Annotated in this window: 13 protein-coding genes; 4 read left to right on the forward strand and 9 right to left on the reverse strand. The window is 34.9% G+C overall.

What is annotated here, in order from left to right:
• Positions 1-27: 27 nt before the first annotated feature.
• From M0D21_RS11680 to mraZ, 5 genes are read right to left on the reverse strand one after another with little or no spacing between them, the layout of a single operon-like run.
• Positions 28-1,494 (reverse strand): UDP-N-acetylmuramoyl-L-alanyl-D-glutamate--2,6-diaminopimelate ligase, encoded by a 1,467-nt coding sequence (locus M0D21_RS11680; RefSeq protein ID WP_248329661.1) that lies wholly within the window; start codon positions 1,492-1,494, stop codon positions 28-30.
• The gene (locus tag M0D21_RS11685) at positions 1,491-3,485 is read right to left on the reverse strand and encodes a penicillin-binding protein (RefSeq protein WP_248329664.1); all 1,995 of its coding nucleotides are present in this window, start codon (positions 3,483-3,485) and stop codon (positions 1,491-1,493) included. Before M0D21_RS11685 ends, M0D21_RS11680 begins: the two co-directional genes overlap by 4 nt.
• Before the next feature lie 3 nt (positions 3,486-3,488).
• Positions 3,489-3,803, reverse strand: coding sequence for an FtsL-like putative cell division protein (locus tag M0D21_RS11690; protein WP_248329666.1), 315 nt, complete (start codon positions 3,801-3,803; stop codon positions 3,489-3,491).
• Positions 3,804-3,836: 33 nt separating this feature from the next.
• Positions 3,837-4,742 carry a 16S rRNA (cytosine(1402)-N(4))-methyltransferase RsmH gene (gene rsmH, locus M0D21_RS11695; RefSeq protein ID WP_248329668.1) on the reverse strand — a complete coding sequence of 302 codons (906 nt, stop codon included), beginning with the start codon at positions 4,740-4,742 and terminating at the stop codon, positions 3,837-3,839.
• Between the two features lie 53 nt (positions 4,743-4,795).
• Entirely contained in the window at positions 4,796-5,263 is a 468-nt protein-coding gene (mraZ, locus tag M0D21_RS11700; RefSeq protein WP_248329670.1) for a division/cell wall cluster transcriptional repressor MraZ, read from the reverse strand.
• Between the two features lie 302 nt (positions 5,264-5,565).
• Between mraZ and M0D21_RS11705 the strand changes: the two genes are divergently transcribed.
• Both M0D21_RS11705 and yihA read left to right on the forward strand, forming a co-directional pair.
• Entirely contained in the window at positions 5,566-6,336 is a 771-nt protein-coding gene (locus M0D21_RS11705; RefSeq protein WP_248329672.1) for an alpha/beta fold hydrolase, read from the forward strand.
• Positions 6,337-6,357: 21 nt separating this feature from the next.
• Positions 6,358-6,966 (forward strand): ribosome biogenesis GTP-binding protein YihA/YsxC, encoded by a 609-nt coding sequence (gene yihA, locus M0D21_RS11710; protein WP_248329674.1) that lies wholly within the window; start codon positions 6,358-6,360, stop codon positions 6,964-6,966.
• Here the strand turns inward: yihA and M0D21_RS11715 are convergent.
• From M0D21_RS11715 to gldB, 3 genes are read right to left on the reverse strand one after another with little or no spacing between them, the layout of a single operon-like run.
• Positions 6,949-7,305 (reverse strand): GTPase, encoded by a 357-nt coding sequence (locus M0D21_RS11715; protein WP_248329676.1) that lies wholly within the window; start codon positions 7,303-7,305, stop codon positions 6,949-6,951. The genes yihA and M0D21_RS11715 overlap by 18 nt on opposite strands.
• 46 nt (positions 7,306-7,351) lie before the next feature.
• Positions 7,352-7,690: a gliding motility protein GldC gene (gene gldC / locus M0D21_RS11720; protein ID WP_248329678.1), complete on the reverse strand. Its 339-nt coding sequence runs from the start codon at positions 7,688-7,690 to the stop codon at positions 7,352-7,354.
• Complete coding sequence (gene gldB, locus M0D21_RS11725; protein ID WP_248329680.1) at positions 7,690-8,661, reverse strand: gliding motility lipoprotein GldB; 972 nt, start codon at positions 8,659-8,661, stop codon at positions 7,690-7,692. The genes gldC and gldB overlap by 1 nt, the downstream gene beginning before the upstream one ends.
• Before the next feature lie 193 nt (positions 8,662-8,854).
• Here gldB and nadE point away from each other — a divergent pair, with 193 nt between their 5' ends.
• A complete protein-coding gene (gene nadE, locus M0D21_RS11730; protein ID WP_248329682.1) occupies positions 8,855-9,643 on the forward strand; it encodes an NAD(+) synthase in 789 nt (262 codons plus the stop codon).
• Between the two features lie 142 nt (positions 9,644-9,785).
• Positions 9,786-10,418 (forward strand): response regulator, encoded by a 633-nt coding sequence (locus M0D21_RS11735; protein WP_248329684.1) that lies wholly within the window; start codon positions 9,786-9,788, stop codon positions 10,416-10,418.
• Here the strand turns inward: M0D21_RS11735 and dnaG are convergent.
• The gene (gene dnaG, locus M0D21_RS11740; RefSeq protein WP_248329686.1) at positions 10,415-12,376 is read right to left on the reverse strand and encodes a DNA primase; all 1,962 of its coding nucleotides are present in this window, start codon (positions 12,374-12,376) and stop codon (positions 10,415-10,417) included. The genes M0D21_RS11735 and dnaG overlap by 4 nt on opposite strands.
• Positions 12,377-12,429 lie beyond the last annotated feature (53 nt).

Here is a 12,429-nt window from a genome sequence, read left to right on the forward strand (position 1 = left end):
TATCTATACACTAGACACCTTAGGGTTTTATTTGTTTAGTTTCTTCAATTCTTCTTTTACGATTTCGAAATCATCAAAATCAAATCGTTCTCCATTTATCTCTTGATAGGCCTCATGACCTTTTCCCGCTATCAGGATTATATCCTCCTTGTCTGCCAATTGACAAGCAGTTTTTATAGCTTGTTTTCTATCGGTAATGGACAGCATTTTTTTATAATCCTGAGGTTCTACTCCCTTTTCTATATCCTCAATTATTTGCTCTGGATTTTCAGTTCTTGGATTATCACTCGTAAAAATTGCTTTATTACTCAATTTTGCCGCAATATTCCCCATAACTGGCCTCTTCATCTTATCTCTATCCCCACCACAACCAACAACTGTAATTAACGTTTCGTTTTTGGTCCTTATATCATTAATGGTCTCCAATACATTCTTTAAAGCATCTGGAGTGTGAGCATAATCTACTATGGCTGTTATTTTTTGTTCTTCTGAAATTAAATATTGAAATCTCCCACTTACGCTTTTGAGATCGCTAAGCAACCTTAGTGTCTCCAAGGTCTCTAATCCCAATAATTCTGCAGTGCCAAAAATTGCCAAAAGATTATACGCGTTAAAACTTCCTATAAGTTTTGACCACACTTCATTATCATTGAGTTTAAGAAGCAGTCCTTCTAAACTGTTTTCCAATATTTGACCTCGAAAATCTGCAAAAGATTGTAGCGCATAACTATACTGCTTTGCCTTTGTATTTTGCAACATATACGCCCCATTCTTATCGTCTTTATTGGTTAAAGCAAAAGCACTTGGCGGTAAACCATCAAAAAAGACCTTTTTCACATCTCTATATTCTTTGAAGGTATTATGATAATCTAAGTGATCATGAGAAAGGTTCGTAAATATCCCTCCTGCAAAAAACAACCCTTCTGTTCTTTTTTGATGAATACCATGTGAGCTTACTTCCATAAAACAAAACTCTACCCCAACATCATTCATTTCTTTGAGGTAGCGATTAATCGTTATTGAATCTGGAGTGGTATGGGTAGCCTTGTATTCTGTGTCATCTACAAGAATTTTTACTGTTGATAACAAGCCTACTTTATATCCTGCATTTTTAAACAATTGGAACAACAAGGTAGCTATGGTCGTTTTTCCATTGGTCCCTGTCACTCCTACCAATTTTAAATTTTCTGAAGGAATCCCATAAAAGTTCGCTGCCATAATAGCTAATGCAGACTGCGCATCTTCAACTTTGACATAGGTCACCCCTTCTATGGTAATTGGAGGAAGTTCTTCACAAATAATTGCAATAGCTCCTTGGTCAATTGCTTTTTCTATAAAATCATGACCATCTGAAACAACTCCGCGAATCGCCACAAAAACGTCTTCCTGCTTTATTTTTCTGGAATCAAACTCTATAGCATTAACGCCAACAGCTGTATTACCAATTACAGTATCAATCGCAACTTTATATATAATATCTTTTAGCTCTATCACGATAATTCCAGCTTTACAGTTTGATTAATTTTCACTTTTGTTCCTGGCTCTATAGATTGTTTTTTCACTATCCCAGAACCTTTCACCTCTACTTTGAGTCCCATATTTTCCAAAAGAGAAATCACATCCATAGCAGGCATGTTTTTTACATTTGGCATGATAGTCTTATACTTTTGAGCCTTTTCGTAATACGTATCGTAGCTATTGATTACTGGCTTACTTTCAACAACCTGATAAGGTACTTCGTCGATAACCGGTATATCATTGTATATTTTGGTAGCTATCGCTTTAAACACCGGACCAGCAACCTCGTTCCCATAATAACCTTTCTCTTTATTAGGTTTGTGAATTACCACAATACAAGAAAAAATAGGTTTATCAGCAGGGAAATATCCTGCAAAAGACGAGATATATTCGCGCTCCTTATCTTTCCCATAATTACCCCAACAGGTACCCGTTTTTCCTGCGATTTGAAAGTTACCAGTGTTTATATTATCTGCGGTTCCTCTTCTAACCACATTTCTCATCATTTCCTGAACAATCTGTGCTGTTTTTTTAGAACAAATTGTTGGATTAATCACTTCCTTATCAAAACGTTCTCTGGTTTTATCCCAGGTTCTCACCTCTTTGATAAATCGCGGCTTAACCATTTCCCCATCATTCGCAATAGCATTATAAAATGCCAAGGTTTGCAAAGGAGTAATCGCTACACCGTAACCATGTGCCATCCAAGGTAACGTAGTACCATACCAATTACTATCACCAGGATATGGAATCTTAGGAACTCCCTCTCCTTTAATAGAAACACCGAGAGGATCTGCCAATCCCATATTTATTAATCGATCTACAAATTTCCTAGGATCTTCTTTATAGTTTTCATTAATCATTTTTGCAAAAGCTGTATTTGAAGAAACTTCGAAAGCTCTTGCTGCAGAAATTTTACCGTATCCACCCCATTTTGAATCTTTTACGATTCTATCATAAAACCTCACCCTTCCGTTTTCTGTATCTATTACATAACTTGAATCGATTTTCCTATCTTCCAAAGCCGCCACCATAGTCATTAATTTGAAGGTAGACCCTGGCTCATGAGATTCCCCAACAGCATAGTTTAACTTCTCATAATACTTTCCTGATTTAGTTCTCCCCAAATTGGATATTGCCTTGATTTCTCCTGTTTTTGTTTCCATAACTACAACAGTACCATGCTCAGCTTCGAATTTCTCAAGTTGTGCTAATAAAGCATGATGCGCTATATCCTGAATATTAACATCTATTGTTGAGATAACATCATATCCATCTTGTGGTTCTACTTCATTGGCATCTCCAATTGGTTTCCATTGGTTTTTGGCTATCTTTTGCTTTTTACGCTTTCCTTCTTTTCCTCTTAAAAAAGGTCCATAAGCCCCTTCTAGTCCTACACGAGTATAATACCCTTGATCATCTCTTCTTTCGTATCCTACGGTACGTTCGGCAATTTTCCCGATAGGATGCTCCCGAACAGTTCGTTGTTCCACGATGAAACCTCCTCTGTTAGCTCCAAAACGAAATAATGGAAAATCCTTGACCCTCATATATTGAGAATACCCAAGCCCCCGGCGAATAAGTAAATATCTATTTTTATTGGCTCTTGCAGTTCTTATAATTTTATCATAGTATGAAACCGGTTTCCCAAACTCCTTAGAAAGTGATTCACATAACGGCTTAACATATTCTCTAAAATCCTTATCTGTTACTGTTAAAGCATCAAACCTTATATCATATTTAGGAACAGATGTAGCTAGCAAATTTCCTTTACTATCATAAAGATTACCCCTATTTGCAGGAATGTCAAAAGTGCGAAAAACTCGTTCCTGAGCTTTTTTTCTATACTCTTCCCCTTCGACAAATTGTATATTAACAAGTTTAGCCAATACTGCCACAGCAAAAACGAACATACAAGCCGCAATAAAATACAATCGATTTAATATGTTTTTCTCTTTAATCGCCAATTGTTAATCGTTTTTTACTATTATTTTCCTTGGTGGATGCGTAGGTCGTTTTAATCCTTTTTGTGTCATTTTCTTAATAATCGAAGACTCCATCTTCAATCTCATAAGCTCCGTTTTTCCATCAACAAATTGAGTACGTAATTCTCTTACTTCATTATTTAATCTTGCAATTTCATGCACCTTGCTTTCAGCATTATGTGAACTTGCAATCATAACTATTGCCAGAAAAGAGAGAAAAAGAAGCATTCTCCAATTCTTCATTGCATCATCTGCAATAAGAAACTTTCCTTTTAATATGTCATACACCGTTTGTTTCATACCTCCATATAGATCAGCTCACGAAAACTCACTTTATAGTCTTTCTGCAATTCTAAGTTTTGCACTTCTTGCTCTATTATTTAGTTTTATTTCTTCTTCCCCTGGAATAATTAGTTTCCCAACTTTTTTAAATGGCACAGACACATTACCGTATAAATCTTTTTCCGGCTCACCTTCAAACATCCCACTACGTATATACCTCTTTACCAACCTATCCTCTAGTGAATGATAGGATATCAAACTAATTCTACCACCTGTTTCTAAAAGCTCTTCTGTCTGCTCCAAAAATTCTTTAAGAACCTCTATTTCCTGATTCACCTCTATACGTATAGCCTGATAAATTTGAGCCAATACTTTATGCTCTTTATGTCTAGGTAAAAAAGGTTGCAATACTTCTTTAAGTTCAGAACTTGTTTTGATGACACCTGTTCTTCTTGCTCCAACGATTACTCTAGCCAGTTTGGGAGCGTTTCTCAACTCTCCATATTGCAAAAATATCGCTCTCAAACCCTCCTCTTCATATTCATTAATTACATGATATGCTGATATATCTTTACTCTGATTCATTCTCATATCCAAGTCTCCATCAAAACGAGTAGAAAACCCTCTCTCTGCAACATCAAACTGATGAGAAGAAACCCCAAAATCACCAAGAATACCATCGACTTTTCGAACCCCGTAAAACCTTAAAAACCTTTTAATGAATCTAAAATTCTCATTAATCAGGGTGAATCGAGCATCATCAATTACATTATCTAAAGCATCTTTATCCTGATCAAAAGCATAGAGTTTACCTTTTTCTCCAAGTCGTTTCAGAATTTCTTTAGAATGCCCTCCACCGCCAAAAGTCACATCGACATAAACCCCATCTGGTTTAATTGCCAAACCATCTACAGTTTCTTTCAACAGTACAGGATTATGATATTCTGTCTCTTTCATCTATTCGTTTCTATTAATCTCAAAAGTTGATTTACAACCAAAAAAGATCATCTTTAATCAATATCTACCTCGTCATCAAACCCCATTACCTCTTCGGCTAAATCGGCAAAATCATCAGCTGTATCATCGATTGCTTTTTCATACTTATCCTTATCCCATATCTCAATGATATTGACAGCAGATGAAAGCACTAACTCTTTTGTGATACCAGCAAAACTCACCAAATCTTTAGGAATCAGGAGACGACCAGCAGTATCGATCTCAACTACTTTAACTCCAGCTGTAAACCTTCTGATAAAATCATTATTTTTCTTTTTGAAGCGATTTAGTTTGTTGATTTTTTTCATCAAAAGATTCCATTCTTCCATCGGATACAACTCCAGACATGGCTGAAAAACAGATCTTTTCAACACGAACCCCTCTTGCAACACAGATGAAAGCTGCTTCTTAAAAGCAACTGGCATCATAAGACGTCCCTTAGCGTCTGCCTTACATTCATATGTGCCGATTAGGTTTACCACTTCAATCCCCTTAAACGTTTAATAAGTCAAATATATTGAAAAAATTACCACTTTTTACCACAATTTACCACATTGTTGATAAATTGTTCTTCAAAAGCTCATCCAAAAAGTATTCAAAGACTTAATTTTTTGTGTTTCAACACAGTAGCAAAAGACCGTTTTACCACTTGTCTTCGCGAATTGGGCAAGTAAACAAACTGTTAAAAAAAGATTTGTAAAAATTCATTCTTTAGTATTGATAAAAAATACCTAAACTAATTATGAAAATGCTATATTTGCTTTAATTCTTGTAAGAAGTATTAATGAAGCACGAATTAAAAAAAGACGGAAAATTTAGTTATCTGGATATCGGAGAAGGCACACCAATTATCATTTTACATGGTCTTATGGGAGGTCTTAGTAATTTTGAAGGAGTGAGCTCATATTTCCCAGAAAAAGGATATAAAGTTTTAATCCCTGAACTACCCGTCTACACTTTATCATTGATAAAAACCAAGGTAAGCACCTATGCCAAATATCTAAAAGATTTCATAGATCATTTAGGATATGGAGACAAGGAAGTTATTTTACTTGGTAATTCACTAGGAGGACATATTGCATTATTATGCACAAAAATGTATCCAGAAAAAGTTAAAGCTCTTGTAATTACTGGAAGCTCGGGACTTTACGAAAGTGCTATGGGAGAAAGTTACCCAAAGCGCGGAGACTATGAATACATAAAGGCCAAAGCAGAAAACGTGTTTTATGACCCTGCAATTGCCACTAAAGAGATTGTAGACGAGGTTTACGCCACAGTAAACGATAGAAATAAGTTAATCAGAACTTTAGCTATTGCTAAAAGTGCAATTCGACATAACATGGCTAAAGATTTACCAAATATGAATACACCAACGTGCATCATATGGGGTAAAAATGACAATGTCACCCCTCCTGAGGTAGCAGATGATTTTAACCGTTTACTACCAGATTCCGATTTATACTGGATAGATAAATGTGGGCATGCCGCCATGATGGAACACCCAGAAGAATTTAACAGGTTGTTGCACGAATGGCTTAAAGAACGAAAATTCTAATCTTCAATATATTCATTCTCAATGAAAATTAGTAGCGCTGAATTTGTAGTGAGTAACAGCGATGTAGCCAAATGTCCAAAAGACAAGCTACCCGAATACGCGTTTATAGGAAGATCCAACGTTGGAAAGTCTTCTTTAATCAACATGCTAACCAGTCGCAAGAGCCTTGCCAAAACTTCTGGAAGACCAGGAAAAACGCAACTAATCAATCATTTCATCATAAACAAAACCTGGTTTTTGGTAGATTTACCAGGGTACGGCTACGCTCGTGTATCTAAATCTGCCAAAAAGGTATTTCAAAAATTTATTACTGCTTACTTTTCTAAAAGAACACAATTAGTAAGTGCTTTTGTTTTAGTAGACTGTCGTCACGAACCACAAAAAATTGATTTAGAATTCATGCAATGGCTAGGGGAAAATCAGATTCCGTTTTCTATTATTTTTACCAAAGCCGATAAACTTTCCAAAAACAAACTACCAATTCAGATCAATAGCTACATCAAAGAAATGCTAAAGTACTGGGAGGAAATGCCGAACTATTTCATCACCTCATCTTCTTCAGGATTAGGAAAAGAAGAAGTACTAAGCTATATAGACGATATCAATAAGCAATTAAAAAGCACCTCCTAATTCTTTGATTAACTGTTCAGTAGAAGTCATAGACTTTATCGAAGAACTATCAAAAAGCAAACAAAGTTCACCACCTATTTGTTCAAAGATCATAGGAAAATCTTCTCCAAAACTCTTTCCATATTCTTTCAGAAATTCGTCCTTGTAAACAAACTCAAAACCTGCTTCAGATTTTTCTCTAAAATCTCTCCAAATTTTTCTCTCTGAAAAGTTATCATGAGTTAAACTACAAAGATTACAGGAATATGTTGACGGACTTATAATTTTATGAGCAAAATCTATGGATTTATTCCAGACATCAGATTTTGCATTGTAGACAAAAATTAGGGTTCTTTTCAAGTTTAGTTTTTTAATGTAGTTGAAAAAAATGCCTAAACATTTCAGTCTACTGCTGTTTTAGATCTAACTTTTCTGCAAAATAATCACAAAAATCTTTCATTGTGGCAGACATTTTCTCATCTTGAGTAGCTCTATAAAACGTATCACTCATAGACACCAATGTTTGATGAAAAAATACTTTCATTTCATCAACAGGCATATCTTTGGTCCATAAATCTATACGTAAACTTTCTTGATTTGCGCTATCCCAAACAGACAGAAGCAGCGCCTTTGTATCTTGATTTTCTATGCCACCATCTTTTGCTGTCCATTGTAATTTTTCTGGAACTCGATTTTCATCTAATTCAATATCAATATTGATTTCTGATTTATGTACACTTGCCATTATTTCGCTGGTTTGTATTTTGATGTATTAAATATCTTTTCTGAATCTTCAAGTAATAATTGGCGCAAAGATACACTGTTATTCTTCATATATGCCGAAACAATTTTCCAACCAATGTATTGCCCCACTCTATCTGGAGCTTCTTTATCTATCTCCTCCAAATAGAATTTTGAAAACGGTGCTGGATATAAAAACCTGGGCATTAAATTACTATCAGTACTATACAATAATTGCTTATCTATAAAATAACGCCATATCTCGGCTTCGTTATCTTTAACCCAATTATACTGTTCTTCTGTATAACCAAACCTTTGTGCTTCGCTAATAGAAGGTATTAGTAGACCTTTCACATACATCTCTTTTCCGAAGCCAATAAGATTTCCCAAAAAAGTACGCTCCCTAATTGGCCCAACCATGTTTTTAGCATAGGCGCCTGCTATATCGGGTATGATTTGATGTCTTTCAAAATTTTGTCTCAAGTACTTTTGAATACCTTCATAAAAATGGTGATCCTTACCCAAATACGTATCCAAAGAAATAATCAGAAGTCCCTTAGACAGTACTACTTTATTTCTGTAATCTACATCGGAGGTAATAGCAACCACACGCGGCTCTTTGATCTCTGGGAAATAATACTTAACATGTTGAAAAAATGAATGCAGTTGTTCTTCTTCTGAAGAAAGATCGTAAAAGCTTTTTGTTACTTCTTCGTTTAATTCTTGTTGAATAGTATCTTTTGACTTTGCAACCCAAACACTATCTGTATATTTTTCGGCAAATAAAAATGGATACCCCTTCTTTAATTGCTGGAGGTTTTCAGCATTTAACTCTGCAAACAATCGATCAAAACGCTCTACTTTTACAGTTACCGGCACTTTTGCTATTTCTTTCTCTATCTTACTTTCCGTAGAACAAGAACATAAAAAGCAAAAAAATGCTATAATTTTTAAGTATCCTATAGTATTCTTCATCAATTTAAAAGATCTTTTTAAATAATTTGTATTACTGTAGAACGCCATCTTTTTTTATTAATTTTATGAGCGCAAAGATACTATATTGTATTACGAATAACGAGAGGTTACACTTAAAACATTTATAATGCAACAACAATCTCTTTAACACGTATTTTCCTTACTTTACGAATCATAAGTTAAAAATTAAAATATGCAAACAGAAAAAGTAATTGATCATATCACTAATTGGTTAAAAGAATATGCTACTAATGCCGGAATTGAAGGTTTTGTTGTAGGTGTAAGCGGGGGGATAGATAGTGCCGTTACTTCTTCGTTATGTGCTAATACAGGTTTAAAAACCTTATGTGTAGAAATGCCAATTCACCAGGCTCAAAGCCAAGTAACCAGAGCCCAAGAACACATAGCACAACTAAAAGATAGATTTTCAAATGTTTCTGATGTACGGGTAGATCTCACTTCAGTTTTTGAAGAATTAAAAACCGTAGTACCCCATACAGAGGCTAGTGCTCAATTAGACTTATCACTTGCTAATACCAGAGCTAGATTGCGAATGACCACTTTATACTACTTTGCTGGATTGCATAAATATTTGGTTGCCGGAACCGGAAATAAGGTCGAAGATTTTGGTGTTGGTTTCTACACAAAATATGGAGATGGAGGTGTAGACCTTGGACCAATCGCAGATTTACTTAAGAGTGAGGTCTATGCTATAGGTAAAACTCTTAAGGTTCCTAATTCGATTCAGATTGCAGCCCCTACAGATGGGCTATTTGGTGATAGCCGAAGTGATGAAGATCAAATTGGCGCAAGCTATGACGAATTAGAATGGGCAATGAAAATGAAAGATGCAGGCAAAAAGATAGATGATTTTACAGGAAGAGAACATGAGGTATTTAAGATTTTTACTCGATTAAATACCGTAAACCAGCATAAAATGAACCCCATACCGGTCTGTAAAATACCCGTTGATCTATTATAATCAACATTTTATCGATAAATCGATAAAAAAAAGTTTACGAGGGTTAGTTCTTAGTAATTTTGCACCAAGATTAAAAAATACCCCTAACCTAAGAATGTTAAACTCTTAAAATTAAAATAACATTAACAATCGTAAACAAAGAATGACAACCGTACTAATCGCTGATCATCATCCAATTACTAGGAAAGGGATCGTTTCATTGTTTCGCAACTCAGAAGATTATGAGATCACTGGGAAGGTGAGCAATGGAAACGAAATGTATGATGTATTAAAAGCAAACACACCCGATGTTTTGATCATGGAATTAGATCTTCCACAGATCAATGGAATTATGGCATTGAGAACCATAAAAAAAGAATTTACCGGCATAAAAGTTATTATTTTTAGCTCTCATCCTGAAGAAATGTATGCACTAAGTGCAATTAAAGCGGGAGCTTCTGCATATTTATCGAAAACTGTTCCTACTAAAATATTAAAGAAAGCTATTGAAAGAGTCGCTAGAGGAGGAATATATTTAAATGATAATTTAACACAGCAATTGGCAAATGGTAATGCCAATGAAAACAATATGGTAGTTAAGTACAAAAAATTATCTTCGAGAGAGATCGAAGTACTTAACCTTTTATCATCTGGAAAACGAAATAAGGATATTGCTACAACTTTATCGATTAACGAAAAGACTGTTAGCACATACAAAACTAGATTACTGAAAAAACTTAAAGTAGATAATTTAGCTGATTTGATACATCAGTCTAGATTATTACATATAAGCTAAATAACCCTATTTAACTTATAAGATAGAATTTTTCTTAGTGAAAGATAATCCATGATATCTTGCAAAGATTCCTGATTATCGACCTCATGTTGAGCTTTTACTTCTTGTGAAAGCTCTTCTACTTTTTGACTAATAAGAAAACGTCTTAAATTTAATATGGTATCGTTTACATATTGAGAAACCGATGATTCCTTTTGTTTTACATGAATCTCTTTATCATACCATCTACTCAAGGCGTACTTATCATCGATCATGAGAATTGAAGTAACTTCGGAAGCAATCTCTGGCGGAATTTGATTAATAAAACTATCGATCTTAAAGTTTTCATTTTGATGAAGCTGATCAATTAATAAAGAATATACTTCCTTGAAATTATTATTGGTAAATTCTATTTCATCTTCCTGAAGATCCAGATAAATTTTCTCAAAGACCTTGGCAAGATGTATTTCTGGTTCCAACTCTAGCTCTCCCTCATCATTTTCTTTTAGTACCAGATCTTCAAATTCTTCCTCTTGCTGCCCGTAAAGCAATAAGATTTCGATTATTTTCCTCTCTAATTCATATTGCTGATCAACTTTAGGAGCTTTTTGAGGCTCATTTTTAATCACCTCAAGAGGCTTTTTTTGCTGTTTCTGTTGCTTTCGCTGATCTTTAATGTCTACGTTCCTAATCTGAGCAAGAGTATCAAATAAGACATCTTCTGAAACGTCCATAATACGCGCGCATTCTTTCACATAAATCTCCCTCTTAATAACATCTGGAATTTTGGAAATACTAGTTACCATATCTCTTACCAGCTCTGCTCTTTTTATCGGGTCGTTTTTAGACTCCTCTTGCAACATAGAAGCCTTAAAACTCATAAAGTCTTGCACATTCTCTTCAAGATATGATGTAAGCTCTTCCATGGTATTTTGCTTCGCAAAACTATCTGGGTCCTCTCCATCAGGAAAAGAACACACTTTCACATTCATACCTTGCTCCAGAATCAAATCGATTCCACGCATTGATGCTCGCATTCCTGCAGCGTCGCTATCAAAAAGTACCGTAATGTTTTTGGTAAGTCTATTTATTAAGCGTATTTGATCGGTTGTTAACGCGGTACCCGAAGAAGAAACTACATTTTTAATTCCGGTTTGATGAAACTGAATGACATCGGTATATCCTTCAACAAGATAACAATTATCTTCTTTGGCTATCGATTGTTTCGCATGATAAATCCCATATAACACCTTACTTTTATGATAGATTTCGCTTTCTGGTGAATTGAGATATTTAGCCGCTTTTTTATCATTGGTCAAAATTCTACCACCAAAACCAAGTACTCTCCCTGACATTGACTGTATAGGAAACATCACTCTACCTTTAAAACGATCAAACTGTTTTTCTTCTTTTACAATGGTAAGGCCGGTATTTTCAAGGTACTCTAGCTTATATCCTTTTTTTATAGCTTCAGTTGTAAAGGCATCCCAAGAATCTGGAGAATACCCTAAATCAAATTTTTTGATGGTTTCCTCGGTAAATCCTCTTTCCTTAAAATAGGTTAACCCAATTGCTTTTCCTTGCTCTGTTTTATGTAAGGTATTTTTAAAGTATGAATTTGCAAATTCACTCACTAAATACATGCTCTCCCGTGCATCTGCCTGTTGCTTTTGCTCATCTGTCTGCTCGGTCTCTTCAACTTCAATGTTATATTTTTTAGCTAAGTATTTAATAGCCTCCGGATAGGTAAAATGCTCATGTTCCATCAAAAAAGCAACAGCATTCCCTCCTTTACCACTGGAGAAATCCTTCCATATCTGTTTTACCGGCGAAACCATGAATGAAGGTGTTTTTTCTTCACTAAATGGACTTAACCCCTTAAAATTACTTCCAGCCTTTTTTAACTGCACAAAATCACCAATAACCTCTTCTACTCTCGTAGCATCAAATACAGCATCTATGGTCGATTTATGGATCATTTATAAGGATTAATATGAATAAAATTAAGTAAAAGCTTATCTGCAAAAATAGC

Source organism: Aquimarina acroporae, assembly GCF_023195925.1.
Taxonomy (GTDB): domain Bacteria; phylum Bacteroidota; class Bacteroidia; order Flavobacteriales; family Flavobacteriaceae; genus Aquimarina; species Aquimarina acroporae.

Bases quoted from the DNA above. Each gene is read 5' to 3' on its own strand.
- rsmH (WP_248329668.1), bottom strand. From the start codon at position 4,742: ATGAAAGAGACAGAATATCATAATCCTGTACTGTTGAAAGAAACTGTA.
- dnaG (WP_248329686.1), bottom strand. From the start codon at position 12,376: ATGATCCATAAATCGACCATAGATGCTGTATTTGATGCTACGAGAGTA.
- nadE (WP_248329682.1), top strand. From the start codon at position 8,855: ATGCAAACAGAAAAAGTAATTGATCATATCACTAATTGGTTAAAAGAA.
- M0D21_RS11735 (WP_248329684.1), top strand. From the start codon at position 9,786: ATGACAACCGTACTAATCGCTGATCATCATCCAATTACTAGGAAAGGG.
- gldC (WP_248329678.1), bottom strand. From the start codon at position 7,690: ATGGCAAGTGTACATAAATCAGAAATCAATATTGATATTGAATTAGAT.
- gldB (WP_248329680.1), bottom strand. From the start codon at position 8,661: ATGAAGAATACTATAGGATACTTAAAAATTATAGCATTTTTTTGCTTT.
- yihA (WP_248329674.1), top strand. From the start codon at position 6,358: ATGAAAATTAGTAGCGCTGAATTTGTAGTGAGTAACAGCGATGTAGCC.
- M0D21_RS11705 (WP_248329672.1), top strand. From the start codon at position 5,566: ATGAAGCACGAATTAAAAAAAGACGGAAAATTTAGTTATCTGGATATC.
- M0D21_RS11690 (WP_248329666.1), bottom strand. From the start codon at position 3,803: ATGAAACAAACGGTGTATGACATATTAAAAGGAAAGTTTCTTATTGCA.